This window comes from Staphylococcus capitis subsp. capitis, assembly GCF_040739495.1.
In the GTDB taxonomy this organism is placed as follows: Bacteria; Bacillota; Bacilli; order Staphylococcales; family Staphylococcaceae; genus Staphylococcus; species Staphylococcus capitis.
The window spans coordinates 1261476-1287839 of sequence record NZ_CP145263.1 but is presented as its reverse complement, the minus strand read 5'-3'; the positions used below and the strand labels follow the sequence as shown (position 1 = coordinate 1287839).

Here is a 26364-nt window from a genome sequence, read left to right as displayed (position 1 = left end):
CTTCATAATCATTTTAACTAGATATAATTATCTGAAGTTAATCTTCAAATAAGTTTTGCAATTTTTCTTTATAATTCATTTTCCTTTTTACTTTTTTGCGATTAAAAGTTTTTATTTCTTCCAATTCAGTATCATTGTCGCAACATCTTACAGGTTTATCCGGATGTTCACCAAAAAACTCGAGTAAATAATTACGGCGACATTGATCTAAATTTTTATAACCTAGTATGCGCATGTATCCTAAACGTTTACGTTGAAATGATTTTTTAAATATTGATTTAAGGTCATTAATTGTAAACTGACGATATAACGTATCTAGAATATCCTTTTTGACGGGTGGTAAAAATTCACCTAATTCAAACATAGAGATATCCTCCTCAGTCATCATATCTGCAAACAATAAGGTTTCTAAAATGAAACTATCATCGGGTTGATACAAACTAATGGCTTGACTCGGTTTACCATCTCTTCCTGCGCGACCAATTTCTTGTAAATAATTGGAAGGACTTGAAGATAAATGAAAGTGAATGACAGTTCGGATATCTTTTTTATTTATTCCCATCCCAAAAGCACTGGTGGCTACGATAATAGGTATATCATTATTTAAAAATTGTTGTTGAACAGTTTGACGTTCTTGATAACTTAAATCACCATGATAAATGCCCGTTAAGAATCCCGCCTCATAAATTAATTTAGCTAATTCTAGACATCTTTTCTTAGAGGAAATATAAATAATCGTGGGTCCTGAATAGCTTAAAAAAGGTATGAGCCACTTTATTTTCTCTTCATCATCGTTAAAATTCTTATGTTGTAAAGAAATGTTATCTCTATTCATACTCGTTTTAATGACATTTAAATCAATACTAAGAATATGTGATAAATCTTCTTCTAAATGTGGTGGAGCTGTCGCAGTTAACGCAAGTATACGCGCATTTTTGAAGTGAGAAGTGATTTGTCCAATAAGGGCATAATGTGGTCTAAAGTCATAACCCCATTCTGATAGACAATGAGCTTCATCTAAAACTATTAAACCAAAGTCTAAATGTGATATTAACTTGAAATTCTGTGGCTGTAATAAAAATTCGGGACTTAAATAAATGAATCGACTTTGTGAAATTTGATTAATATGGTTTCTCTTTTCGATTTCATCCATACCTGAATGTATATATGAGACGTGAGATTCACCATTAAGTTTCATTTGCATCACTTGATCATCCATTAAAGAAATTAACGGTGATATGACTAACGTTGGTTTCTCAATTAAATATGTAGGAAGTTGGTAACATAAACTTTTCCCGCTTCCTGTAGGTAAAATACCTAAGGTGTGTTTACCTGCTAATATGCTTTCAATAATCTCCTTTTGGCCACGTTTGAAAGTCTCAAATCCAAACCATTCTTTAAGTTTATCTTCTAACACGTAAGTCACCTCGCTCAATACCTACGATGATTAATTTTATTTGAAAATAAGTTAAGTCTTCAAATGCTTGTTTGTATTCTCTTAATCTTAGGCCTATGTGATGATCATAATATTGAATAAATTGATCAATTTGTTTTTGATTGACATAAGTGTTGTAATCATTCTGATAACCTTTAATAAATATTTCCAATATATGATCTTCAATAGTATTTATTTTAACGTTTTGATGTTCTGCTATTTCGTTCATATTCATACCGTGTAGTAATTTTTGATAACTTAGAAAAGTTTGATTTAACAACTGAGGTAAGATAATTGTGTGAGATAGTATAGGATAATTAGATTCGTCTTCAATCTCATCTAATAAATCTATCAGTTGATTCATCTCTAATTCAAATAGTTCAGATTGCTTTATATCCTCTATCAAACTAATTTGCTGACGAGTATACATAGGTTCCTCATACCCTTGTAGATAGTAATGTAGCACATTCTTATTATTGCGACGTTCTATTGCGTCGAATAGTGAATATATTTCTGATATAAATGACGCTTCCAATTGAGAGAGTTTGATATGATTATATAGCTGTTTCACTTTCTGTTGTACGTAAGTATTTTGAACTACTGGAATAAATTTAAAAGAATCTTTGCGAGTATTCGATAATGTTTGGATAAGTAGTTGTATACAACTAAATGTTCGGGTTAAACTATCATATGTATATCGAGGATGCGTTTTGATATCTAATTCATGATTAAAATCATCCTTTTGTAGTATAAATCGCTCAAAAGTAGGATATTTTAAATTGGGTAAACTATGATATAATGACAAAAGTTGTTGGCTCGAAGCGTCAAAAAAAGTTTGATGAGACTTCTTGCCTATTAAAATATTATAAATACTTTTATTTGTTTTGTAGTTAAATGCATGATCAATAGCATAAGATAATATATCGTACAAATTAAACCCTCACTCTATAAAACGAATATATTGAAATGAAAAATGTCGATGTCTACAATTGTATTAGTAATACTAGTGTAGCATTTTTATCAAAGGAGGCGAATGAAAATGGCTAAATATACAATCGTTGATATGGATACTTGTATAGCATGCGGTGCATGTGGTGCAGCAGCTCCAGATATTTATGATTACGACGACGAAGGTATTGCTTTCGTAATCCTTGATGATAACCAAGGTACTGCAGAAGTGCCTGAAGAGTTATACGAAGATATGGAAGATGCACTAGAAGGTTGTCCTACTGATTCAATTAAAATTGAAGACGAACCATTTGATGGTGACGCGCTTAAATTTGAATAATAAATTGACTCGAATTCTTAATTATAATTGTTAGGAATTCGAGTTTTTATTTTTGATTACTACTTGCCTCATTTTTATTTAAGAATGATATCAAAAACGCTCTTGATACTAAGATATTTTGAGATAACTTAGTATCAAGAGCATTTATTTATTTTAAAATATTTTTTAGTCTTTTATATAGTAAAACAAAGATAATTGAAATGATGATACCTTTGATAATATTAAACGGTATTACACCGGAAACAATTACAATTTTAAGATTTTTAACGACATCTCCTAAATTAAATATCATTCCATATAATGGAAGTAATACAAAGTAATTTAAGATACTAAGTACAATAGTCATAACAATCGTACCAACTATTAGACCATAAATTAAAGTGCGTGTTGAGGGTTTGTTTTTATATACATAATAAGCTGATAATAAGAAACTTGCCCCGGCTAAAAAGTTTGCTACAGGCCCAACAGGATCTCCCATGTTAAATAAAAAGTTTAAGATATTTTTAATGAATGCGACAATAATACCTGCAATGGGACCTAATAAAAAAGTAGCAAGTAACGTTGGCACATCACTAAAATCTAACGTTAAGTATGGTGGTAAGAATGGTAGCGGAAACTTTATAAATGTTAATACAAACGCAACCGCACTTAACATACTTATAGTTATAAGACGTTTATTTTGTTGCATATTTAATTTTCTCCTTCCATTCATCTTGCTTAGAAAAGGAGGAAATTTGCACAACAAAAAACCTCCATCTTCTCCCATCCAGACTATACTGTCGGCTTCAGAATCTCACTGAATCAAGAAATAATATGACAACTACGTGTGTTATCGAATTATTTCGTCGCAGGCTTAAATTTACTGCCGGTTGGGAATTGCACCCGGCCCCGAAGATGAATAATGATAATGTTTTTATTTAATTTTTATATTACACGATAAAGGTGATAAACTCAATGACTCTGCTTTCTTATTAAAAAATAAAATCGTTAGTATAAAGTACTTAGTTATTTATTATCAAAAAGATATTCGATCAATATAAAAGTGATTCCTTTCATCAAATCATTCAATTGACCTAATTTTCTATAAACCAAAGATGAAACTTTATCATTGATGTGAAGTTAGAACATATTAGAAACACAAAAATGCACCCCAAAAGTTAGAGTATATTAGAAACACAAAAATGCACCCCAAAAGTTAGAGTATATCTCCAACTTAATGAGATGCACATCGAATTCGTATTTTAAAATTTTGTTTACTCTGCTTCATTATTTTTAGGTTGAGGGAGCTTAATTATAAATGTGGTACCTTTACCGAGCTCACTTTTTACATCAATTTGTCCACCATGCTCTTCAATAATCATCTTACAAATAAAGAGACCTAAACCAGTTCCCTGCTTACCACGTTTACGTGAGGCATCCACTTTATAGAAGCGGTCAAACACTTGTTGTAAATGTTCTGGAGCAATACCTGTACCTGTATCGCTAATATATAAAATATTATATTGCTCATCTTTACTTGCAGTTACTGCAATTGTGTCACCTGGTTGTGTATATCTTGATGCATTATCAATGAGATTAGTTAAAACTTGATCCATTCGATCCATGTCATAATCCCATAGAAGATGATCATTGCCAGAGTTAAATTCCATCGTTAATCCTAAATCGTCTGCTTGCATACGGTATTTAGCTTTCATTTTATCTAAAAGATTTTTTATTGGTTGTACTTCTTTCTCAACCGATAGACCTTCAGCATCCATTCGTGCAACATTTAATAATTCATTAACTAGACGATTTAATCGCTTAGATTCATCTAATACAACACCTAGCGAATCACGAATTTCATCTGGTTCAGTGACTATACCATCAACAATTGATTCTGTATAACCTTGTAATAAGGAAATGGGTGTGCGTAATTCATGGGATACATTAGCGATAAAGTCTTTTTTCATTTGATCTAAATTATGTTCATTTGTCATATCACGAATAATCACTACAATACCACTTCTGCCATTCGGCTGAATACGATTGATATAACTTGTGATAAAGACGTAATAACGCGTACTAATTTCTATTTCGAGAAATTCAGTTCCTTTGGATTCAAACGTTTTTTCGATTTGTTGTTCGATTGATTCTTTTGAAAAATCATCAATAAAATGGATGATATCATCAGCCATTTTGTTAGAAAAGATAACGACTCTTTGATCGTTTATACCTAATACACCTTCGACCATGGAGTTTAATAAACTGTCACGAATACTTTTAGATGATGATAAAGCGTCAATATGTTCTTGAATCTCGTAATTCATATTATTGAAAGCTCTTGATAAGTCGCCAATTTCATCTTTAGTAGATACGGAAGATATTTGACTATAATCACCTTCAGAAACTTTTTGTGCTTGTGTCTTTAATTGTCTCAAGGGTTTCGTAATTCTGTTCGATAAGAAGAATGCAAATACTGTACTAGCTGCTATAAATATAATTGCAGTAATCAAAATGATAATAGTTATAGCATTATTTGTATCTTCAATAGATTTTAAGTCTTTATAAATAAACACGCCACTATGCTTACTACTAGCATCTTCTTGTGGTTTCATTGGATAACCTAATAGTATATATGATTGTGTATTACCGTTATTTTTAATTGTGACGTTTTGAGTTTCAAATTCGCCGTTATTGAAGACTCTTTTAAATTTAGGGCTCTTTTTAATTTCATTGAGCATTTGAGTTTTCGTATTATTATATGATGCGTGTGGTTTATCATTAAAATTATTCATAATGATTAAACCACCAGGGCCATCTACAAGTTTTTGACTGTTTTGAATAGCAAGTGATTTATTGTGAGATTTCTCAACGAGTGAACTAATTCTTTTGGCATCTTCTTTAATAGAATTTTCAGTTTCTTGCGTAAAATAATATTGAATAAAGGTAATTAAGGATACACTTAATAAAATTAAAACTGTCGCTACTATTAAAATAATAGTTAACCACAGTTTTATAACTACGCTATTTAGTCGGTTCATCACTGGCTTTGACCTCGAACTTATAGCCTACACCCCAAACAGTTTGAATCATTTGAGCTGCATCGTTAGATACACGATTTAATTTCTCTCTTAAACGTTTTACATGTGTATCTACTGTTCGCAAGTCGCCATAAAATTCATAATGCCATACATCTTTAAGTAATTGTTCACGATCGAACACCTTATTAGGTGTCTTAGCTAGATATATGAGTAATTCATATTCTTTAGGTGTTAAATTCACTTGCTCGTTATCTGCAAGTACTCTATGTGCATCATTATCAATCACTAAATGATTGAATTCAATAATATCACGTGCATGTGGTTCGCTTTGTTCTGAGTTTGCAGATTGAGTACGTCTTAATAAAGCTTTAACTCTTAATACAACTTCTCTAGGTGAAAAAGGCTTAACAATATAGTCATCGGCACCGGATTCAAATCCTTCAACTCGGTTAGTTTCTTCTCCTTTTGCCGTAAGCATAATAATAGGTGTATCTTTGTGTTCTCTTAGTTTAGATGCGACTTCTATACCATCCATTTCTGGTAGCATTAAATCTAAAAGAATGCACGCATAGTTATTATCCATCGCAAGCTGATAAGCTTCCTTACCATCACTAGCTTCATGGATTTCAAAAGATTCTCTTTCTAAGTATAATTTAAGCAATCTTCTGATTCTGTCTTCATCATCAACGATTAAAATTTCGTTAGCCATATTACTTTTTACCTCCTACACATGCTGTTCAAATTCATTTGTTATTATAGCACAGGTTGAACATATTAAGTGACTGATAGTTAAAACTATGTGAAAAAAATCTCAATATTATTGGTAAAAACATATTTTTTGTGTTTATTTACCATTTTCTGCTAAATGTCTTAACGTTTTCACCTCATGAGGGGTCAACACACGACCTTCTCCGGCATTTAAACCTTTCAAGTCTAAAGGACCAAATTGAATACGTGTTAATTTATTCACTTCATGACCAAAATATTCAAACATACGGCGCACTTGACGATTTCTACCTTCACTAATAGTAATTTCGACTAATGTAGTGTTTTTCTCTTTATCTTGTCTTTTTATTTTTACTTGAGCCGGTTGAGTAAAACCATCTTCTAATTCAATGCCTTGTTCTAATTCTTTAACTTGTTCTCTCATTAAATAGCCTTTTAATTTAGCAACATATTTCTTTTTAATGTGATAACGTGGATGAGTCATTAAGTTAGTGAATTCTCCGTCGTTTGTTAACAATAAAACACCTGATGTATCATAATCTAAACGTCCAACTGGATATATACGAGTTTCAATATCTTCAAAATAATCTGTCACAACTTTACGACCACGATCATCAGATACACTCGTAATAACTTGAGTAGGTTTATAAAATAAGATATACATTTTATCTTCTTGTTCTATTTTAATGCCCTCTACTTCAACTGTGTCTGAGTGAGACACTTTTGTTCCTAATTCAGTCACAACTTGTCCATTTACTTTGACTTTTCCTTCGGTTATGAGTGTTTCAGCTTTGCGTCGTGATGTATAACCACTATTCGCAATTCTTTTTTGTAGTCTCTCTAATTCTTTACTCATTTGAATCTCCTTTTTGATTAACTAAATTACTAAAGAATTCATCCATTTCAGCATCATCCTCTTCAGTCGTTGGTAATGACTCAAGACTTTCTATACCAAATACATTTAAAAATAAATCGGTAGTTATTAAATGATGACTTCTAGAATGATCGACCTCTTTAGCTTCTACTAAACCTCTAGCTATAAGTGTTTTAACAGCGCCATCGGAATTTATCCCTCTTATCATTTCTATATCGCTACGAGTGAGTGGTTGATTATAAGCGATAATAGAAAGTGTCTCCATAGCTGCCTGAGATAACTTCATTTTAGATTTTTGTTCAATAAGCTGTTCAATATAAGACGATGCGTCTTTTTTCGTTGTTAAAACATATGTTGTACCAAATTTTTGGATAACCAAACCAGGAGATTGATAGGTATCGATTAACTGGTCGAGTTCATTTTCATTCAACTCCAAAATTTCCAATAATTGCTTCTGCTCTAATCCTTCATCACCAGAAGTATATAATAAAGCCTCTAATATTCCTTGGTTATCCAATGTTGTAATTCACTCCTCTAATAATATCGATGTCCTCAAATTGATTGTTTTGATTAATATTGACGATACCAGATTTAGACATTTCTAATATAGCTAGAAAATGTGTTACTACTTGTTCTACTGGTTCGTGGAAAGTAAATAAACTAAAGAAATTAAATGATTCGTGCTCTTTTAGACGATTTGTAACTTGTTCGGTTGCTTGTTGAATTGTAAATGTCTCTTTTTTAATTTCTACAGATTTAGGAGTATTGAGTTCTACTCTATTTTTAACTCTTTGATAAGCAACGATGAGTTCTGTTAAATCTATAGTCTGATTTGGATCCCATGATTCATCAGTTTCCAAATATGATAAATCAGTAGGATACTTCGTATAATAAAGTTCTCGTTGATCTTTCATATCATTAAGTATTTCAGTATATTCTTTATAGTTTTGATATTCGATTAAACGCCCTACTAAATCTTCACGGGGATCTTCTTCAATGTCATCTTCTACACTCGTTTGAGGTAGCAATAATTTACTTTTAATCATTAAAAGTTCAGAAGCCATGACTAAATATTCACTAGCAATATTAATTTCAAGTTGATTCATCGCATGAACATATTGCATATATTGCTCAGTTAAAGCTTTCATGGGAATATCATAAATATCTATTTCAAATTTCTGTATTAAATGCAATAACAAGTCTAATGGTCCGTTAAACGCATCTAGTTTTACTTCATACATCCTATCTACCTCAATCTCGTGTTGCATCTTTAGTGCATATTTCACACAAATATTATAACATGAATACATATAACTTTTAAATTTTGGGTGGATTGCCATGGATGACGCGTTAATTCATTTCTATTATCAATTTCATAAACATCAACATTATTTTTTATGTCATGATATTTTAGAAGAAGCTTGGAAATTAAATCCCTCTTTCTCTAAAAATGACGCGGTAGTGAGTTTAATACTATTTGCCACAGCTTGTTATCATTATCGCCGGGATAATATTAAAGGTGCTTTAAAATCATATGAAAAGTCACTGTCTGTTATTAAACAAGCAAAAGATAAAACTCAATTACATTTAAATATTGATGAGTATCAGAGCATGATTTTACATCAAATAAATTCTATTAGAGATCATCATGTATTTGTACCTGTCAAACTACCTATACACACATCATTTGAGAAAGTTATTAAACGTGTATATCAAGATTACAGTTTTACTCAATTTGTAATATCAGAGCCTTACATTGTTCATCATCATATAAAACGTGATCGAACAGAAGTTATACAAGCCCGTGAAGAAGCAAGACAATTACGTCGTTCACATACTCAACGGCCTTATAATACATTAAAAGACCAATAAACGTATGATAGCTACATTAAATCACTACGTTTATTGGTCTTTTAAATTACAATTAAGCTCTAGGATGAAATTGATTATACATTTTTCGAATTTGAGATTTTGATACATGTGTATATAATTGTGTAGTAGATATATCAGAATGGCCTAACATTTCCTGGACAGCCCTTAAATCAGCGCCATTTTCAAGTAGATGTGTAGCAAAGGAATGTCTTAACGTGTGAGGTGTTAATGTCTTATTAATGTTCGCTTTAATACCATTCTGTTTAATCATCTTCCATATACCTTGTCGTGATAAAGGTTTGCCATGCATATTAAGAAATAATACATGTGTGACAGTTTGTTTTAATAATTGAGGACGAACTGTTTCAATGTATGTAGTTAAATACTCAATAACAGCATCACCTAAAGGAACAATACGTTCTTTATTTCCTTTACCAAAAACTCTGACAAAACCCATCATTAAATTGACATCTTCGACTTCTAATTGAATAATTTCAGAAACGCGCATACCTGTAGCATATAAAAGCTCTAACATCGTCCGATCACGATAACCATTATTCTTACTCAAATCTGGTGTTTCTAATAAATCCAAAACTTCCTGAACCTCTAATACGTCAGGTAGTTTCTTTTCGTATTTTGGCGTTTCAATCAACACTGTCGGATCTTTCGCTGCATATCTTTCTCTTAATGCGAACTGATGAAAGCTTCTAATTGTAGATATAAAACGTGCAAGTGATTTTGAGGATTGACCCAAATCTATTAAATGACCTAGGCACTCCTGAATCACTTGACGATCCACGAAATCAATATGGGAAATTTTTCTTTCTTCAAGATATTCTTCATATTTTTTTAGATCCCTACGATAAGCGCCAATGGTATTACTACTCAAACCCTTCTCGATTTGAATAAAATTCAAATATTCTTCAATGATTGTATTCATATAAGCACCTCTATTGAAGCGGTGGCTTCTTTAAACTTATTAGATTGCGTTAGAATTTTTAAGTATATTTATGAAAATAAACCCCTAATTAGCCTTTACCTTTCGCTTGGCAATCAGAACAAACGCCATGGAAAGTTAAACGATGGTCAAGTATTTTAAAGTTAAATTCATTTTCAACACGATTTTCAACTTCAGGTAGTAAATCTTCATCAATTTCATCTACCTTACCACATTCCATGCATACAAGATGATGATGGAAATGTTTAGCCCCTTCTTTACGTAAATCGAAACGAGCTACTCCGTCACCAAAGTTTATTTTATCAACGACTTTGAGTTCAGCTAACAACTCTAAGGTTCTGTATACCGTAGCTAAACCAATTTCAGGCGATTTATCTTTCACTTTTAAATACACATCTTCAGCACTAAGATGATCTTTTTCATTCTCTATTAAAACTCTAACTGTAGCCTCTCGTTGTGGAGTTAATTTATAAGATGATTGTTGTAATTGTTGCTTCACGCGATTGAGACGTTCTTCCACGGAAGCCTCACTCCTCTACTAAGAATTATAATCATTTTAATTTAATCTATGATTCACTAAATAAAATATCAATATTCTCAGTAAAAAGCAAGAGTTTACGCTAGTTATTTAGAATGATTATAATTTAATAATAGGTGCTGTAGAGCGATAATTGTTTTAGCATCCTCGAGTTCCTTATTTTCTAACATAGATTTTACATTCTCAATAGATACCTTATGTAGTTCTACAAATTCGTCATCATCTAAATTCATTTCACCTTCAGATAACTGATCTGTATAAAAAATTGATAATTTTTCACTTGAAAAACCTGGAGATCCATACATATCTGTTACAAATTCTAGATTTGAAGCAATATATCCTGTCTCCTCTTGTAATTCACGTTTCGCAGCTTCTTCACGCTCTTCACCTTTTTCAAGTTTGCCTGCTGGTATTTCAAGCAAAGGTTTTTCAGCTGGCTTTCTAAATTGTTTAACTAATAGAACTTCGTCTTCAGGTGTTACTGCACACACTGCTACGGCACCATTATGATAAACTAATTCACGTTTAGATGTACTGCCGTCGGGTAATTCAACATCATGTAGTTCTAGGTCAATAATTTTTCCATTGTAAATGACTGTGCGGTCAATCGTTTTTTCGTTTAATCTCATATGTAAACACGTCCCTTTTATTTATATTTATAAATTGATAAACTGAATGCGTCAGTTAAAGTGTATCGAAAGGAGAATGGACATGCAAAAAAATATTTTAAAAAGTGGCATCGAAATTTCTGAACTTGGTTTGGGTTGCATGAGTTTAGGTACAGATTTTAATAAAGCGCAACCTATCATTGAAAGTGCAATCGAACAGGGTATTACATATTTTGATACTGCAGATATGTATGATCAAGGAATTAATGAGGAAATTGTAGGAAAAGCTTTAAAGAAATATCAAAATCGTGATGACATCGTAATCGGTACGAAAGTCGGCAATCGACTAACTGACGATGGAAACGTAACATGGGATCCCTCTAAGAAACACATTAAAGAAGGTGTGAAAGGATCTTTAAAACGTTTAGGACTAGACCATTTAGATTTATATCAATTGCATGGTGGAACAATTGATGATCCACTAGATGAAACTATCGGTGCTTTTGATGAATTAAAACAAGAAGGTATTATTAGAGCTTATGGTATTTCATCCATCCGTCCAAACGTTATTGATTACTATTTAAAACATAGTCAAATCGAAACTTTAATGTCTCAATTTAATTTAATAGATAATAGACCCGAAAGTCTTTTAGATACTATTCATGAGCAACAAGTTAAAGTGTTAGCGCGTGGACCAGTGTTTAAGGGATTATTAACCTCTAATAGTGTCGATGCATTAGATAAAAAGTTTGAAGATGGTATTTTTGAATATACTCGTGATGAGTTAGGTGAAACCATTGCATCAGTTAAAGAAATTGAAAGTAATTTAAGTGCCCTTTCATTTAAATATTTAACTTCTCATGATGCTCTTGGTTCAATCATCGTCGGCGCAAGTAGTGTAGAACAATTAGAAGAAAATGTACGTAACTATTATAAGGATGTAAGTTTAGATCAAATTAAATCTGCGCGTGAACGTGTGAAGAATTTAGAATATACTCAACATCTAAAATAATGTAAAAGAGAGTTTAAAATATAAAAGCTTTAAGATGATTTCAACTTACTTGAAATGGTCTTAAAGCTTATTTTTGTTTACTCCGAAGCGAAAGTAGTATGAGTAGTCTCATTATAGATTTCTTGAAACCAATAAACATTCTTAATAAAAGCCACCAATCTTAAAATAGGTTTCGGTCATTAAAATTGTTTGATTTAAACATGGGTCTTTTGAGTCGTCTTTGCATTCACTTCTATTCCAAGAATCTGATGTTGAATTACAAGTTGATAAAATTTTGCCTCAATATATTCAATTTCAGCATCACTGAGCGTGTTATAAAATTCAGTTCCAACTAAATATTCTAAAGTAAAAATCCTATTAATTGGTAATCGCTTAGAATTAGCGACTGCTTTATTAATAATACCATCGATGCTACATATCATTTATAGCCCTCCCTTTTAAAAGGACTTATAGCAAGCCTGCTTCATAATTAATTACTATTCTTTGTTTTTAAATAAATTCGGTAAACAATTTTCTAGTGTTCTCGGTGCAAGTTGATATAATTTTAAAATATTATGCATCCAACCAGGTTGATTGATTTCTTTTTTATTCTTTAAAATTCCTAAAATGATGCGCTCGGCAAGTTGCTCAGCATCAATCATTATAAGTTTATATCTATTAAAAAAAGCAAGTGACGGGTCTGCCTTTTTATGAAATGGTGTATCGATAGGTCCGGGATGTACTGCCATAATATGAAGTTCGGGTTCTTCTAATCTCAATGCGTTAAGAACGGCAGTCAATGCAGCTTTAGAAGCTCCATAGTGTGCCGCGTTAGCTTGCGTAACAAAGGCCGCTTGACTTGAAATGCCGATAATATGTGCTTGTTTTACTAACTTTGGTCGTAGAATTTGGTACATTAAATTAAAACTTACGAGATTAACGTCATATGTTTCAATGACTTCGTCTAAAGTATGGTTATTAATGGATTTAAAATAACCTAAACCTGAACTGTATATGAAACCATTGACTGGCGCTTTTATTTTTTCTGAGAGTTGGTAAATATCTTCTCGTTGTTGTAAGTCACATTGAATGACATTTATATTTTTAGAATGGCTTCTGAAATCAATTTGATTAAATTTAGAAATATTTCTAGCTAAAACAGTGACATGAGCGCCTCTTTTAAGAAGTTGGTGAACGAGGGATAATCCAAGACCACTCGTTCCTCCTGTCACGATATAATGTTGTCCTATCATATTTAACATCCTTTTTGTACTAACAATGCATTTTATAAGGAAAATGAAGCAATATCATGCGTTTATACGAGTTATATTACTTCTTATAGATATGTGTTACTATGTATTTATAATCTTAAGGCAATATAAATGATTAATCAAAAGAGATGAAGGTGATGTGGTTAAAATGAAACTTGTATTCTATGGTGCAGGTAATATGGCACAAGCTATTTTTACAGGAATTATTAATTCTAATAATTTAGATCCCAATGACATTTATTTAACAAATAAATCAAATGAACAAGCTCTGAAAGATTTCGCGGAAAGATTGGGAGTTAATTATAGTTATGACGATAAAGAATTATTGAAAAATGCTGACTACGTTTTTCTTGGAACGAAGCCACATGATTTTGAAGCATTAGCAGAAAGAATTAAAGATGATATTACTGATGATAATCGCTTTATTTCTATTATGGCTGGCCTATCGATTGATTATATTAGACAGCAATTAGATACGAATAACCCATTAGCACGTATTATGCCAAATACTAATGCGCAAGTGGGACATTCTGTAACAGGAATTAGCTTTTCAAATAATTTTGGACCTAAATCTAAAGATGAAGTTAATGAATTAATTAACGCATTTGGATCGGTTATAGAGGTTTCTGAAGATCATTTACATCAAGTGACTGCGATTACAGGTAGTGGTCCTGCATTTTTATATCATGTATTTGAGCAGTATGTTAAGGCAGGTACTGAACTAGGATTAGAAAGAGATCAAGTAGAAGAATCTATTCGTAATTTAATTATCGGGACAAGCAAGATGATAGAACGCTCTGATTTAAGTATGGAACAATTAAGAAAGAATATTACTTCTAAAGGTGGAACTACTCAAGCAGGCTTGGATGCCCTATCTCAATACGATATTGTATCAATGTTTGAAGACTGTTTAAGTTCTGCTGTTAATCGTAGTGTAGAATTATCAAATAAAGAATCTGAATAAATAAGCTAAAACGCTTTTTCCCTTTCCCGGCTTGAAGGGTAAGGAAAAAAGCGTTTTAGCTTATTTTATATGTCTCAAAATCTTTAACGAAATAAAATTGTGGAATCTGAGATTGATTGTTAATTTCTTTATAAATGGATTCTACATCTTCTAAGTTGTATCGATTGCTAATATGAGTAATAAGACTTTTACCAACATTAGCGTTCTTAATCAATTGAAAGACATCATCTATGTGGCTGTGATGATAATTGTTGGCAAGTGTCTTATCCCCTTCTATATAAGTAGCTTCGTGTACCATGACATCTGCGTTTTTAGCTAATACATATTCATTATCACAAGGTTTCGTATCTCCAAATATAGCAATGATTGGACCAGGTTTCGCTTCTCCTTTAAAGTCATCAGATTGGTACATCAAACCATTATGTTCAAATGTATCTTGTATTTTTACTTCTTGATATTTTGGACCAGGTTCTAACCCAATGGATTTTAGAGCTTCCACATTAATTGTTCCTGGTGTGGTTGGTGCTTCTATACGATAGCCATAAGATGTAATACCATGATTTAACACTTCTGCTTGTACCGTAAAACCCTCATGATGATATGTAAATTGTTGATTAATTTCAATATATGTAATTGGGTAATTAAGATGTGATTCCGATAACTTCAAAGACGTTTCAATATAATTTTGAATTCCTTTAGGACCAATTAGAGTTAAAGGTTTATTTTCTCCGCCTTGGAAAGAGCGACTTGTAAGTAATCCAGGAAGACCAAATATATGATCGCCATGCATATGAGTAATAAAGATGTGATCAACTTTTCCTAACTTTATTGAATGATGTAGGATTTGGTGTTGCGTTCCCTCGCCAACGTCAAATAACCATACTGAATTTGAATATGGTTCTAAATTTAAAGCGATGGATTGTGTGTTTCTCTCTTTAGTCGGTAACCCTGCACTCGTACCGAAAAATGTAACTTCCATGCATGATCCTCCTTTTCTTTCATATATTCTATCATATGTCATCATATTTTCTATATGAAGAAATAAAATATAATCAATACATTGTGTTTAATCCTTATACTTGCTAATCACTTATGTGTATTTGTATGGTAAAGATATATGGTTAAATAGGATATAATCATGATATGATTTTGTTAACATTAAAACAATGTATTTCATAGTGTTAGTGCTATTGGAATAATCATTTTCGAAAAAAATAAATTGTGCTTAATTTCAAGCATATTTGATGACCATAAGTAATGATTATCATATAATATAATAATCTAGTATAATGATATATTTATTAAAAATGAAAGCATTGATACTAATATAAATCGGTGAGTCAATTGATATTCATCATATATCTATTTAAGAATTGAGGTTTTGATCTTGAGTACTAAAAGCAAACACATCCCTTGTTTAATAACAATATTCGGTGCCACTGGTGACCTTAGTCACAGAAAGCTATTCCCTTCTATATTTCATTTGTTCCAACAAGATAATTTAGATGAGCATATTGCTATCATTGGTATAGGTCGTCGTGATTATTCAAATGAGGAGTTTCGTGATCAAGTTAAATCATCAATTCAGAAACATGTTAAAGACACGAATAGAATTGATGAATTTATGAATCATGTCTTCTATCATAAGACGGATGTAAGTGATGAAAGAAGTTATGAATCCTTACTACAATTTAGCAATCAATTGGATAAAGAATTAGGTTTACAAGGTAATCGTTTATTCTATTTAGCGATGGCACCTCAATTCTTTGGAGTTATCTCTGATTTCTTAAAATCATCTGGCCTTACTAATACAAAAGGTTTTAAACGATTAGTGATTGAGAAACCATTTGGTAGTGATTTAAAATCAGCGGAATCATTGAATAACCAAATTAGACGTTCATTTAAAGAAGAAGAAATTTATCGTATTGATCATTATTTAGGTAAAGATATGGTGCAAAACATTGAAGTACTACGCTTTGCGAATGCCATGTTCGAACCCCTATGGAACAACAAATACATTTCTAATATTCAAGTAACGTCTTCTGAAATTTTAGGTGTTGAAGATCGTGGTGGTTATTATGAATCAAGCGGTGCTTTAAAAGATATGGTGCAAAATCACATGCTACAAATGGTTGCCTTATTAGCGATGGAAGCACCTATTAGCTTGAACAGTGAAGACATTCGTGCTGAAAAAGTTAAAGTTCTTAAATCATTACGTCAATTTAAACCTGAAGAAGTTAGAAAGAACTTCGTACGAGGTCAATATGGTAAAGGAACTATAGAAGGTAAAGAAGTTAAGTCTTATCGTGAAGAAGATCGTGTGGCCGAGGATTCTAATACACCTACATTTGTATCAGGAAAATTAACAATTGATAACTTTAGATGGGCTGGTGTCCCTTTTTACATTAGAACTGGTAAACGCATGAAATCAAAATCGATTCAAGTTGTTGTTGAATTTAAAGAGGTTCCTATGAACTTGTATTATGAAACAGATAAATTATTAGATTCCAATTTACTAGTCATTAATATTCAACCTAATGAAGGCGTTTCGTTACATTTAAACGCTAAGAAGAATATTCAAGGCATCGATACTGAACCAGTTCAATTATCTTATGCTATGAGTGCACAAGATAAAATGAATACGGTTGATGCATATGAGAACTTGTTATTTGATTGTCTTAAAGGTGATGCTACTAACTTTACGCATTGGGAAGAATTGAAATCAACTTGGAAATTTGTTGACGCTATTCAAGATGAATGGACTATGGTTGAACCATGCTTCCCTAATTATGAAGCGGGTACTAATGGCCCTCTTGAAAGTGATTTATTATTAAGTCGTGATGGAAATCACTGGTGGGACGATATTCATTAATTTACTGTGATAACGTAATAGATTTTTAATGATTGTTTAGAAAGTAATTTAAATTTAAGTGAATGATAGCGAACTTATTTATAGTATTGCACATAAGGTGTTCTTATCTAATGAATACTTAGCAAGCTATACTTTAAAGTCCGTTGTTGTTCACTTTTTTGATTTTAATTTTAAAATACTAGGGCTTTCAGATGTATCTTAGGCCAAAATAATGTACAATAATGATTATGATTCAAAGTAATTGGAGTGAAAGTTTTGGACGTTATCAAGCAAATACAACAGGCAATCGTATACATTGAAGATCGTCTATTAGAGCCTTTTAATTTGCAAGAACTCAGTGATTACGTTGGTCTTTCGCCATATCATTTGGAACAATCATTCAAAATGATTGTTGGTCAATCGCCAGAACAATATGCTCGCGCTCGTAGAATGACGATTGCAGCAACAGACGTCATGCACGGCGCAAGTCGTTTAATGGATGTAGCTAAAAAGTATAGATATGCTAATTCTAATGAATTTGCTAATGACTTTAGTGATTTTCATGGCATTTCACCTATCCAAGCCTCAACAAAAAAAGATGAACTTAAATTTCAAGAAAGATTATATATAAAATTGTCAACGACAGAAAGAGCTCCGTATACATACAGGCTTCAAGAAACAGAGGATATTTCGCTTGTTGGATACTCTAGGTTCATCCCTACTAAGGACTTATCTAATCCTTTTAATGTCCCTGATTTTTTAGAGGATTTACTGGTTGAGGGTCTTATTAAAGAACTTAGACGATATAATGATGTGAGTCCATATGAATTATTTGTCGTTAGTTGTCCGCTTGACCAAGGTTTAGAACTTTTCGTTGGTGTTCCTAGCGAACGTTATCCAGCTCACTTAGAAAGTAGATTCTTACCAGGACGGCATTATGCGACATTTAATTTACAAGGCGAAATTGATTACGCTACGAATGAAGCGTGGTACTATATTGAATCGAGCTTACAACTCACGTTACCTTATGAACGAAATAGTTTGTATGTTGAGGTTTATCCATTCGATATTTCATTTGACGACCCATTCACTAAAATACAATTATGGTTGCCTATTAAACAAGAAGCTTACGATTTTGATGAACTAGATTAAATTTGAAAATGACAAATGGTAAAGTGATGTAAACTTTGAATGATACATCACTTTACCTTTTCTTTATGTGGAAGACTGTTGTTGCTCGTCTTCTCACGTGGTGTTTAGACTTTAATGGCAAACGCTTCATAAGGCTGTATTTTGTCAAAGTCTATAACATGGCTACTATAGTTGTGAAGCATGACTTGCTGTTCATTTTCAATGAGATAAGGGACATTGAGTTTTGAAACTTGATCAGTAAGGTTTCCTACTACAAGTACCTTCTTGTTATTCAGTGTACGAGTGTATGCAAAGAGATTAGGATTGTCTTCATCCACTAAATTAAACTGTCCATATGTGTATACTTCATCAGATTTTTTTAATTGAATTAAATCTTTATAGAATTGTAGTATTGATTGAGGATCATGGTTTTGTTGTTCAACATTGATTGTTTTATAGTTAGGATTGACCGGGAACCACGGTGTGCCATTGGCAAAACCTCCGTTAGTTGATTGATCCCATTGCATAGGTGTTCTTGAATTATCACGATTTTCCATTTTATATTTATTTAAAAGCGCATTAACATCGCCACCCTGAGCTTTAACGATGTTGTATTCGTTTTTTACTGCAACGTCATTGAAGGTTTCTATACTATCAAATGGATAATTAGTCATACCTATCTCTTGCCCTTGATATATAAATGGTGTGCCTTGTTGTAAAAAGTATGTTACAGCATGACTTGTAGCAGATTCGTACCAATACTGTTTGTCATCTCCCCATGTTGATACACGACGTGGTTGGTCATGGTTTTCGATAAATAATGCATTCCAACCAACATCTTCCAAGCTTTTTTGCCAACGATTTAAAATAGTTTTGTAAGATTTTACATCAAATTTTGAATCTCCTGTACTCCATAAACCTAAGTGTTCGAATTGAAAAATCATATTAAATTTGCCTTCTTCTTCGCCAACCCATTCTTTAGCGTTATCAGGGTTTACACCATTAGCTTCCCCTACTGTCATAATATCGTATTGACTTAGTGATTTGTCCTTCATTTCTTGAAGCCATGGTTGGATACCAGGTTGATTCATATCAACATCAAAGGCTGGCGCATATGATTTTCCCTCTGGCAAAGGTAAATCTCCAGCTTCAAATGTCTTTTTGATATGAGTGATTGCATCAACTCTAAAGCCATCAATACCTTTATCAAACCACCAGTTCATCATTTCAAATACAGCATTGCGTACTTCTGGATTACCCCAATTCAAGTCGGGTTGTTTTTTACTAAATAAGTGGAAATAGTATTGGTTTGTTAATTCATCATATTCCCAAGCTGATCCATTGAAGATACTCTCCCAATTGTTAGGCTCAGAACCATCCTCTTTAGGATTCTTCCAAATGTACCACTTTCTTTTAGGGTTATCCTTACTTGATTTAGACTCTATAAACCACGGATGTTCATCTGATGTATGATTTACAACTAAATCTAAGATTAGTCTCATACCTTTATGATGGACTTCTTTAAGTAAACGATCAAAATCTTCCATGGTGCCAAATTCGTCCATGATAGCTCTATAGTCGCTAATATCATAACCATTATCATCATTAGGAGATTGATACATCGGGCTTAACCAGATCACGTCGATACCTAAATCTTTAAGGTAATCTAATTTTTCGATAATACCAGGCAAATCACCGATACCATCATTGTTACTATCATTGAAACTCCTAGGATACACTTGGTAAGCTACTGCTTCTTTCCACCATTTTCTGTGCATTTGGTTCACTCCTCATTCGTTATTGTCGTTTGTCTCTCTATAAAGTGTGTTGGATTGATACTCTCTTTTAATATACATTTGTAGTTTAACAATTTTATAATTCTTTGTGTGCATTTATGTAAGCGATTGCATAGATATTGTAAATAGAGCCTCACTCCTTAAAATTAAAGTTTTGAGTGAGGCTAGTATCTTTATTTATTCAATATTGATAATTATTCTTCAACCCATTGTGTGTGGAATACACCTTCACGATCTTTACGTTCATAAGTATGTGCACCGAAGTAGTCACGTTGAGCTTGAATTAAATTTGCAGGTAAGTCTTCTGAACGATAACTATCGTAGTAGTTAATACTTGCTGAGAAACCAGGTGTAGGAACACCATTTTGAACACCTGTTGCAACAACATCACGTAGTGCATCTTGATATTCAGTTACAATATTTTTGAAGTAAGGATCTAGTAATAAGTTTTGTAATTCTGAGTTATTATCATAAGCGTCTTTAATTTTTTGTAAGAATTGAGCGCGAATGATACAACCCTCTCTCCATATCATAGCTAATTCGCCCAGTTTTAAATTCCATTCATGATCTTCACTTGCTTTACGCATTTGAGCAAAACCTTGTGCATATGAACAAATTTTACTCATATATAATGCTTTGCGAATCTTTTCTAAGAATTCTTCTTTATTACCTTCAAAAGAAGCTTTAGGACCATTCAATGTTTTAGAAGCATTAACACGTTCTTGTTTAATTGATGAAATAAAACGCGCAAATACTGATTCTGTAATAATTGTCAACGGTATACCTAATTCAAGTGCATTGATTGAAGTCCACTTACCAGTACCTTTTTGCCCTGCAGTATCAAGAATTTTTTCAACTAGTGCTTCCTTATCATCGTCTAATTTTGTGAAAATATCACCAGTGATTTCGATTAGATAACTTTCTAATTCACCAGCATTCCATTCTTTAAAGGTATTAGAAAGTTCTTCATGAGACATTCCTAATAAGTCTTTCATCATCGCGTAGCTCTCTGCGATAAGTTGCATGTCAGCATATTCAATTCCATTATGAACCATTTTGACGTAATGTCCTGCGCCATTTGGCCCTATATAAGTCACACATGATGCACCATCTTTAGCTTTTGCAGCGATAGCATCAAGAATATCACTTACTTTATTATATGCGTCTTCTTGGCCACCTGGCATTAATGAAGGTCCAGTTAATGCACCTACTTCTCCACCAGACACTCCCATTCCGATGAAATTAACGCCACTTTCAGCAAGTGCTTTATTACGACGGATTGTGTCTTGATAGTTTGTGTTGCCTCCGTCGATTAATATATCATCATCATCTAGTAAAGGTAATAAGCCATCAATTGTTGCATCAGTAGCAGGTCCAGCTTTGACCATTAGTAAAATTTTACGGGGCTTTTCAAGTGAATTAACAAATTCTTCTAAAGAGTAAGTTGGGTGAATTTGTTTATCTTGTGATTCTTCAATCATTTCATCTGTTTTTTGTCTTGAGCGGTTATATACTGAAACACTATATCCTCGAGATTCAATGTTCCAAGCAAGGTTTTTACCCATTACAGCTAAACCTACTACTCCTATTTGTTGTGTCATATTACTTACCTCTCTTGTTCAAAATTTTCAATAATATTGTAACATAAAACGCATATTAACAATTACTAAAAGACTGTATTATTCGCTAACAAGTTCTATAATTTTTAAAATTTGACTTGATAACATACATAAATCTTTAGTAGCGATACGTTCAGATGTTGTGTGGATGTTTTCATAACCTACTCCTAAAATAACTGAAGGAATTCCATATCTATTCATTATATTTCCATCAGAACCGCCGCCAGCAATACAAGTATCACCTTTAAGTCCTAAAGCAACTGCACTTGCTATTGCGTATTTTGTCACGTCTTCACGATCTTCCACCTTAAATCCTGGATAACTTGTTTCTATTTCTACATGAGCTTCACCGCCAAATTCTTCGGCAGTGCTCTCAAAGGTATCTTTCATATGTTGAACTTGTACTTCAATACTTTGGTCATTGTGAGATCGTGCTTCAGCTTCAAGGACAACTTCATCAGCAACAATATTCGTTGCAGAGCCACCATGGAATTTACCAATATTTGCAGTTGTTAAATCATCGATTTGGCCTAAATTCATTCTACTAATCGCTTTAGCAGCGATATTAATAGCACTAATACCTTTAGTTGGGGTACTCGCGTGAGCCGTTTTACCTTTAATGGTAGTATAAATCTTCATTTGTGTAGGGGCACCGACAACAGTTGTACCTACCTCTTTACTTGCATCAACGGCATAGCCAAAGTCTGCATCTAGTAATTGCGTATCTAATGCCTTAGCTCCCAATAAACCTGATTCTTCACCAACTGTAATGACAAATTGAATTTGTCCATGAGGTAAATTATGCTCATTTATCTGTTCGATTGTTTCGAGTATAGCAGCTAAGCCTGCTTTATCATCTGCGCCTAGAATAGTTGTACCATCAGAGTAAATGTAACCATCGTCTTTCACTTGAGGTCGTATATTTACACCAGGTACTACTGTATCCATATGACTAGTGAAATAAAGCTTTGGTATCTGTTTGTTTGATAAATTACTAGGTAAAGTACATATTAAGTTGTTAGCGCCTAATCCTTCTTGTTCTGAAGCGTTATCCTCCTTGACGATTAGCCCTAGATTTTCAAATTTTTCTTTAAGTATAGGTTGAATAGTTTGTTCATAACCTGTTTCTGAATTAATTTTTACTAATTCTAGAAAAGTATTCAATATACGTTCTTTGTTAATCATGAGTGCAAGTCCCCTTTCGTATATAAATATATTTTAACTGACTTTCAAGTTTATCAAAAATAAATTGATTGCTTTTTAGAATTAAATCATATAAGGTTACGATATATAGACGTATTTAAGTCGTTGTTAAACGATTTATATAAATATACGGAGGAATTAAGAATTGAATAATAAAGTTTTACGTATCATTATTATTGTTATGCTTGTAGCCGTAGTACTTGCATTACTACTTACAAGTTTGGCACCAATTATGAACTAATAAATAAACCGTTACATCGAACTTTTTTCAAAATAAGTTTAATGTAACGGTTATTTTTTATATTTCACTATGCAATTTTAACGAACCAAATTGTGATTTGATATTTAAGTATTCTTCTAATTCATTTAATATCTGTATAACATTTGCTCGTGAATTTAATGCTTGATGTGTAGTTGGTAACGGTAATTGATCTAAGGATAGTCGAATCTCATAAAGAGAGTGAAGTCGCAATGCTGTATAATCGTTACTATTAACGTTGCTGCCTATTTCTGACATTAATTGAGATATTTTTTCAAGGATAGGGTCATCAGTAGAGATACTTTCTATAAGATGCGTCATTCTTTTTAATAACTCTACTTGTTCTTTTCTCATATCAAAGTAGTGATAGTAGGAGTTTTCATTTCTGACAAAATGATTTTTAACATCCCTAAAAGCCAAGGACTTTGCTTTCTTGATGTTTAATAGTAGTGCGTCGAATTTAATATCTAGTTGATCTTTGCGCATTGTACAAGCATGACTAAAAATAGTGAAAATATCTGTAATTTGATGTTCAATATCATTTTTATAACGTTTTAAATTTTTGTCTAAACTTGGCATCATGAGATTCATAATAAAGGCAATACCTAAACCTACTGTTAAAAGTAGTATTTCATTGATCATCAAGTGCCCATTGATTTCTTTAGCATTAAAAACATGTAATAAAATGACGCAACTCGTTATTACGCCTTCTTGAGCATTGAGAACAACTGTTAAAGGAATAAATAAAAGGACAATTAAACCTAAAACTAATGCATGTTGACCTAATAAACTAAAAATAGCTGAGCCTAAAAACAAAATTAATAAACATGAGACTAAGCGTGAAACAATAGCTTGTAAAGAATGCATTTTAGTATGCTTGATACATAATACGACTAAAATCGCACTAGAAGCATAATTATCTAAACCTAGTAACTTACAAATTATGACTCCTAGCGTCATTCCTACTGCAGTTTTGAGAGTTCTAAATCCAATCTTATAAGGATTTAACTTTAACATGTGTTTTAGGCCTCTTATCTTTCTTCACTATATTTTTCGAATAAGCCTTGTAATTGGTTGATTACATCCATAACATCATGACCTTCAATTTGATGACGTTCTATCATTTCAGTAATTTTACCGTCTTTAATTAATGCAAAAGAAGGACTTGAAGGTGCATATCCTTCAAAATAATCTCTTGCTTGTTGAGTTGCTTCTTTATCTTGTCCTGCAAAAACTGTGACTAGTCGATCTGGTAATTTATCATAGTGTAATGCGTGAGAGGCTGCTGGACGTGCAATACCACCAGCACAACCACAAACTGAATTGACCATAACTAAAGAAGTGCCATCTTGTTTTAAAACACTATCTACTTCATCAGCAGTTGTTAATTGTTCATAACCTGCTTCTTCAATTTCATTACGTGCTTGTTCAACAACCCCGTTCATATATAAATCGAAATTTAAATCCATATTAGGTCACCTTTCATTTCATTGTTAATTTTAACTTCTTTTATTCTACTAATTAAAAGTATATTGTTCAACAAGCTTGATTAAGTATTCTCACTCATTTTCAAATAAAATAAACTGTCGACAATATCAATGAAGTTGTCGACAGTAATATATGGATATGTGAGAGTGAAATCTTAATAGATATTTGTATTCTCAATAGAATATTGTTCAATACGTTTTTTAATATGATTCATAAATTGACCTGTTTGTAGTCCATCAAGGATACGATGATCGATCGAAATACATAAATTAACCATACTTCTAATTGCAATCATATCATCTATAACAACAGGCTTTTTAACCACAGATTCCACTTGTAATATTGCGGCTTGAGGATGGTTAATAATTCCCATTGAAGACACTGAGCCAAATGAACCAGTATTATTTACTGTAAATGTGCCACCCTCCATATCTGCTTGAGTGAGTTGGCCATTGCGAGCTTTTGTAGCTAAGTCATTGATTTCTCTAGCAATACCCTTAATAGATTTTTCATCAGCATGTTTAATGACCGGCACATATAATTTATCTTTATCGGCTACAGCAATTGAAATATTAATATCTTTATGAATAATTATTTCATCACCTTGCCATGTGCTATTTAGTAAAGGATGTGCTTTTAAGGCATCAGCTACAGCTTTTAAAAAGAATGCAAAGAATGTCAGATTATAACCTTCGTTTTGTTTAAATGTGTTTTTGTGATGATTTCTTGTTTTAACTAAATTCGTTGCATCAGCTTCTATCATCATCCAACCATGAGGAATTTCAGTAACACTTGTCACCATATTTTGAGCAATTGCTTTACGAACCCCTTTAACAGGAATTGTACTTCCTTGATTGTATGTTACATCGGACTCAGATTGACTTTGAGATTGTAAAGTTTTTTGAGATGATTGGTTGTTTTGACTCTGATTACTAGTGGAATTGCTAGTTGTATTTTCAATCATTTCAGGATTATTAATTACTTTTTCAATATCTTTTTTAGTGACACGTCCACTGAAACCTGTACCCACTACTTGAGTTAAATCGATGTTGTTTTCAGAAGCTAATTTGAAGACAACAGGTGAAAAACGACCATTATTTTTAGGTTGTAAAGATGAATCATTAGTATTTTCATTTATTTTAGATTGAGACAAATCATTTTTATAACTAGAAGATTGTTTTTCATAAGAATGATTTGCTTCTGTCTCACTATCTATATCATCTCTTTTTTCCCCTGTATCGATTTTACAAATTACTGCATCAACGCTTACTGTTTCTCCTTCATTAACTATAAGTTCGGTAACTTTACCTGAAACTGTAGAAGGTACTTCAGCGGTAACTTTATCTGTAATTACTTCACATAAAGGTTCATATTCTCCTACTTCATCGCCTACAGCAACTAACCATTGTTCTATTATACCTTCATGAACACTTTCACCTAATTTAGGCATTTTAATTTCCAATTGATACCCT

At 32.4% G+C, this 26364-nt stretch carries 26 protein-coding genes, 1 pseudogene and 1 riboswitch; of the genes and pseudogenes, 7 read left to right on the top strand and 20 right to left on the bottom strand.

Annotated elements, in window-relative coordinates; genetic code table 11:
* Window positions 1-37: 37 nt before the first annotated feature.
* Window positions 38-1417: an ATP-dependent DNA helicase RecQ gene (locus tag V6C74_RS06540; RefSeq protein ID WP_002453293.1), complete on the bottom strand. Its 1380-nt coding sequence runs from the start codon at window positions 1415-1417 to the stop codon at window positions 38-40.
* Window positions 1404-2366: a helix-turn-helix domain-containing protein gene (locus V6C74_RS06535; RefSeq protein ID WP_002453294.1), complete on the bottom strand. Its 963-nt coding sequence runs from the start codon at window positions 2364-2366 to the stop codon at window positions 1404-1406. The genes V6C74_RS06540 and V6C74_RS06535 overlap by 14 nt, the downstream gene beginning before the upstream one ends.
* Window positions 2367-2474: 108 nt before the next feature.
* On the opposite strand from V6C74_RS06535, the gene V6C74_RS06530 reads away from it, so the two are divergent.
* Window positions 2475-2723 carry a ferredoxin gene (locus tag V6C74_RS06530; RefSeq protein WP_002433578.1) on the top strand — a complete coding sequence of 83 codons (249 nt, stop codon included), beginning with the start codon at window positions 2475-2477 and terminating at the stop codon, window positions 2721-2723.
* A 148-nt stretch (window positions 2724-2871) separates the two neighbouring features.
* On the opposite strand, the gene V6C74_RS06525 is transcribed toward V6C74_RS06530, so the two are convergent.
* From V6C74_RS06525 to V6C74_RS06500, 6 genes are all read right to left on the bottom strand, one after another.
* Entirely contained in the window at window positions 2872-3411 is a 540-nt protein-coding gene (locus V6C74_RS06525) for an ECF transporter S component (protein WP_016898174.1), read from the bottom strand.
* A 62-nt stretch (window positions 3412-3473) separates the two neighbouring features.
* A riboswitch (FMN riboswitch) is annotated at window positions 3474-3623 on the bottom strand.
* 353 nt (window positions 3624-3976) lie between these two features.
* Window positions 3977-5743: an ATP-binding protein gene (locus V6C74_RS06520; protein WP_002453297.1), complete on the bottom strand. Its 1767-nt coding sequence runs from the start codon at window positions 5741-5743 to the stop codon at window positions 3977-3979.
* Window positions 5727-6452 (bottom strand): response regulator transcription factor, encoded by a 726-nt coding sequence (locus V6C74_RS06515; RefSeq protein ID WP_002453298.1) that lies wholly within the window; start codon window positions 6450-6452, stop codon window positions 5727-5729. The genes V6C74_RS06520 and V6C74_RS06515 overlap by 17 nt, the downstream gene beginning before the upstream one ends.
* A 135-nt stretch (window positions 6453-6587) precedes the next feature.
* Window positions 6588-7325 (bottom strand): pseudouridine synthase, encoded by a 738-nt coding sequence (locus V6C74_RS06510; RefSeq protein ID WP_002433632.1) that lies wholly within the window; start codon window positions 7323-7325, stop codon window positions 6588-6590.
* Window positions 7318-7860, bottom strand: a complete 543-nt coding sequence (scpB, locus tag V6C74_RS06505) for an SMC-Scp complex subunit ScpB (protein WP_002453300.1) — start codon at window positions 7858-7860, stop codon at window positions 7318-7320. Before scpB ends, V6C74_RS06510 begins: the two co-directional genes overlap by 8 nt.
* Window positions 7853-8584: a segregation/condensation protein A gene (locus V6C74_RS06500; protein WP_002453301.1), complete on the bottom strand. Its 732-nt coding sequence runs from the start codon at window positions 8582-8584 to the stop codon at window positions 7853-7855. The genes scpB and V6C74_RS06500 overlap by 8 nt, the downstream gene beginning before the upstream one ends.
* 97 nt (window positions 8585-8681) lie before the next feature.
* Here V6C74_RS06500 and V6C74_RS06495 point away from each other — a divergent pair, with 97 nt between their 5' ends.
* Entirely contained in the window at window positions 8682-9215 is a 534-nt protein-coding gene (locus V6C74_RS06495; protein WP_002453302.1) for a DUF309 domain-containing protein, read from the top strand.
* A 52-nt stretch (window positions 9216-9267) separates the two neighbouring features.
* On the opposite strand, the gene xerD is transcribed toward V6C74_RS06495, so the two are convergent.
* The 3 genes from xerD to V6C74_RS06480 all read right to left on the bottom strand — a co-directional run bounded on the left by xerD (window position 9268) and on the right by V6C74_RS06480 (window position 11340).
* Window positions 9268-10155 carry a site-specific tyrosine recombinase XerD gene (gene xerD, locus V6C74_RS06490; protein ID WP_002433630.1) on the bottom strand — a complete coding sequence of 296 codons (888 nt, stop codon included), beginning with the start codon at window positions 10153-10155 and terminating at the stop codon, window positions 9268-9270.
* An 88-nt stretch (window positions 10156-10243) separates the two neighbouring features.
* A complete protein-coding gene (locus tag V6C74_RS06485; RefSeq protein WP_002453303.1) occupies window positions 10244-10693 on the bottom strand; it encodes a Fur family transcriptional regulator in 450 nt (149 codons plus the stop codon).
* A 104-nt stretch (window positions 10694-10797) separates the two neighbouring features.
* Window positions 10798-11340 (bottom strand): NUDIX hydrolase, encoded by a 543-nt coding sequence (locus V6C74_RS06480; protein ID WP_016898175.1) that lies wholly within the window; start codon window positions 11338-11340, stop codon window positions 10798-10800.
* An 82-nt stretch (window positions 11341-11422) separates the two neighbouring features.
* Here V6C74_RS06480 and V6C74_RS06475 point away from each other — a divergent pair, with 82 nt between their 5' ends.
* The gene (locus V6C74_RS06475; protein ID WP_049389195.1) at window positions 11423-12331 is read left to right on the top strand and encodes an aldo/keto reductase; all 909 of its coding nucleotides are present in this window, start codon (window positions 11423-11425) and stop codon (window positions 12329-12331) included.
* Between the two features lie 194 nt (window positions 12332-12525).
* Here V6C74_RS06475 and V6C74_RS06470 read toward each other — a convergent pair whose 3' ends face one another.
* Entirely contained in the window at window positions 12526-12753 is a 228-nt protein-coding gene (locus V6C74_RS06470; RefSeq protein ID WP_002453306.1) for a hypothetical protein, read from the bottom strand.
* Between the two features lie 54 nt (window positions 12754-12807).
* Entirely contained in the window at window positions 12808-13563 is a 756-nt protein-coding gene (locus tag V6C74_RS06465) for an SDR family oxidoreductase (RefSeq protein WP_002453307.1), read from the bottom strand.
* A gap of 166 nt (window positions 13564-13729) precedes the next feature.
* Between V6C74_RS06465 and proC the strand changes: the two genes are divergently transcribed.
* Window positions 13730-14545, top strand: a complete 816-nt coding sequence (gene proC, locus V6C74_RS06460) for a pyrroline-5-carboxylate reductase (protein WP_002433940.1) — start codon at window positions 13730-13732, stop codon at window positions 14543-14545.
* Between the two features lie 55 nt (window positions 14546-14600).
* On the opposite strand, the gene rnz is transcribed toward proC, so the two are convergent.
* Window positions 14601-15524: a ribonuclease Z gene (rnz, locus tag V6C74_RS06455; RefSeq protein WP_002453308.1), complete on the bottom strand. Its 924-nt coding sequence runs from the start codon at window positions 15522-15524 to the stop codon at window positions 14601-14603.
* A gap of 408 nt (window positions 15525-15932) precedes the next feature.
* Here rnz and zwf point away from each other — a divergent pair, with 408 nt between their 5' ends.
* Both zwf and V6C74_RS06445 read left to right on the top strand, forming a co-directional pair.
* Entirely contained in the window at window positions 15933-17417 is a 1485-nt protein-coding gene (zwf, locus tag V6C74_RS06450; protein WP_002433925.1) for a glucose-6-phosphate dehydrogenase, read from the top strand.
* Window positions 17418-17672: 255 nt separating this feature from the next.
* Entirely contained in the window at window positions 17673-18548 is an 876-nt protein-coding gene (locus V6C74_RS06445; protein WP_002433855.1) for an AraC family transcriptional regulator, read from the top strand.
* Between the two features lie 104 nt (window positions 18549-18652).
* Here the strand turns inward: V6C74_RS06445 and V6C74_RS06440 are convergent, their stop codons facing one another.
* The 3 genes from V6C74_RS06440 to V6C74_RS06430 all read right to left on the bottom strand — a co-directional run bounded on the left by V6C74_RS06440 (window position 18653) and on the right by V6C74_RS06430 (window position 23127).
* Entirely contained in the window at window positions 18653-20305 is a 1653-nt protein-coding gene (locus V6C74_RS06440; RefSeq protein WP_103175543.1) for an alpha-glucosidase, read from the bottom strand.
* 212 nt (window positions 20306-20517) lie between these two features.
* Window positions 20518-21924, bottom strand: coding sequence for an NADP-dependent phosphogluconate dehydrogenase (gndA, locus tag V6C74_RS06435; RefSeq protein ID WP_002453311.1), 1407 nt, complete (start codon window positions 21922-21924; stop codon window positions 20518-20520).
* Window positions 21925-22002: 78 nt separating this feature from the next.
* Complete coding sequence (locus tag V6C74_RS06430; RefSeq protein WP_070664299.1) at window positions 22003-23127, bottom strand: M20/M25/M40 family metallo-hydrolase; 1125 nt, start codon at window positions 23125-23127, stop codon at window positions 22003-22005.
* Window positions 23128-23287: 160 nt separating this feature from the next.
* On the opposite strand from V6C74_RS06430, the pseudogene prli42 reads away from it, so the two are divergent.
* Window positions 23288-23386 (top strand): annotated as a pseudogene (gene prli42, locus V6C74_RS06425) (stressosome-associated protein Prli42); the annotation flags it as partial.
* Between the two features lie 57 nt (window positions 23387-23443).
* Here prli42 and V6C74_RS06420 read toward each other — a convergent pair.
* From V6C74_RS06420 to V6C74_RS06410, 3 genes are all read right to left on the bottom strand, one after another.
* Window positions 23444-24421, bottom strand: coding sequence for an aromatic acid exporter family protein (locus V6C74_RS06420; protein ID WP_002453313.1), 978 nt, complete (start codon window positions 24419-24421; stop codon window positions 23444-23446).
* A 14-nt stretch (window positions 24422-24435) separates the two neighbouring features.
* Window positions 24436-24873: a bacilliredoxin BrxB gene (brxB, locus tag V6C74_RS06415; RefSeq protein ID WP_002453314.1), complete on the bottom strand. Its 438-nt coding sequence runs from the start codon at window positions 24871-24873 to the stop codon at window positions 24436-24438.
* 173 nt (window positions 24874-25046) lie between these two features.
* Window positions 25047-26354, bottom strand: coding sequence for a dihydrolipoamide acetyltransferase family protein (locus V6C74_RS06410; protein ID WP_016898179.1), 1308 nt, complete (start codon window positions 26352-26354; stop codon window positions 25047-25049).
* Between the last annotated feature and the right edge of the window lie 10 nt (window positions 26355-26364).

What these genes read in the sequence shown, in the direction of transcription:
- V6C74_RS06530 (WP_002433578.1), top strand. Translation starts at nt 2,475, where the DNA reads ATGGCTAAATATACAATCGTTGATATGGATACTTGTATAGCATGCGGT.
- V6C74_RS06525 (WP_016898174.1), bottom strand. Translation starts at nt 3,411, where the DNA reads ATGCAACAAAATAAACGTCTTATAACTATAAGTATGTTAAGTGCGGTT.
- V6C74_RS06520 (WP_002453297.1), bottom strand. Translation starts at nt 5,743, where the DNA reads ATGAACCGACTAAATAGCGTAGTTATAAAACTGTGGTTAACTATTATT.
- V6C74_RS06515 (WP_002453298.1), bottom strand. Translation starts at nt 6,452, where the DNA reads ATGGCTAACGAAATTTTAATCGTTGATGATGAAGACAGAATCAGAAGA.
- V6C74_RS06510 (WP_002433632.1), bottom strand. Translation starts at nt 7,325, where the DNA reads ATGAGTAAAGAATTAGAGAGACTACAAAAAAGAATTGCGAATAGTGGT.
- V6C74_RS06500 (WP_002453301.1), bottom strand. Translation starts at nt 8,584, where the DNA reads ATGTATGAAGTAAAACTAGATGCGTTTAACGGACCATTAGACTTGTTA.
- V6C74_RS06495 (WP_002453302.1), top strand. Translation starts at nt 8,682, where the DNA reads ATGGATGACGCGTTAATTCATTTCTATTATCAATTTCATAAACATCAA.
- xerD (WP_002433630.1), bottom strand. Translation starts at nt 10,155, where the DNA reads ATGAATACAATCATTGAAGAATATTTGAATTTTATTCAAATCGAGAAG.
- V6C74_RS06480 (WP_016898175.1), bottom strand. Translation starts at nt 11,340, where the DNA reads ATGAGATTAAACGAAAAAACGATTGACCGCACAGTCATTTACAATGGA.
- V6C74_RS06475 (WP_049389195.1), top strand. Translation starts at nt 11,423, where the DNA reads ATGCAAAAAAATATTTTAAAAAGTGGCATCGAAATTTCTGAACTTGGT.
- V6C74_RS06470 (WP_002453306.1), bottom strand. Translation starts at nt 12,753, where the DNA reads ATGATATGTAGCATCGATGGTATTATTAATAAAGCAGTCGCTAATTCT.
- V6C74_RS06465 (WP_002453307.1), bottom strand. Translation starts at nt 13,563, where the DNA reads ATGATAGGACAACATTATATCGTGACAGGAGGAACGAGTGGTCTTGGA.
- proC (WP_002433940.1), top strand. Translation starts at nt 13,730, where the DNA reads ATGAAACTTGTATTCTATGGTGCAGGTAATATGGCACAAGCTATTTTT.
- rnz (WP_002453308.1), bottom strand. Translation starts at nt 15,524, where the DNA reads ATGGAAGTTACATTTTTCGGTACGAGTGCAGGGTTACCGACTAAAGAG.
- V6C74_RS06440 (WP_103175543.1), bottom strand. Translation starts at nt 20,305, where the DNA reads ATGCACAGAAAATGGTGGAAAGAAGCAGTAGCTTACCAAGTGTATCCT.
- gndA (WP_002453311.1), bottom strand. Translation starts at nt 21,924, where the DNA reads ATGACACAACAAATAGGAGTAGTAGGTTTAGCTGTAATGGGTAAAAAC.
- V6C74_RS06430 (WP_070664299.1), bottom strand. Translation starts at nt 23,127, where the DNA reads ATGATTAACAAAGAACGTATATTGAATACTTTTCTAGAATTAGTAAAA.
- V6C74_RS06420 (WP_002453313.1), bottom strand. Translation starts at nt 24,421, where the DNA reads ATGTTAAAGTTAAATCCTTATAAGATTGGATTTAGAACTCTCAAAACT.
- brxB (WP_002453314.1), bottom strand. Translation starts at nt 24,873, where the DNA reads ATGGATTTAAATTTCGATTTATATATGAACGGGGTTGTTGAACAAGCA.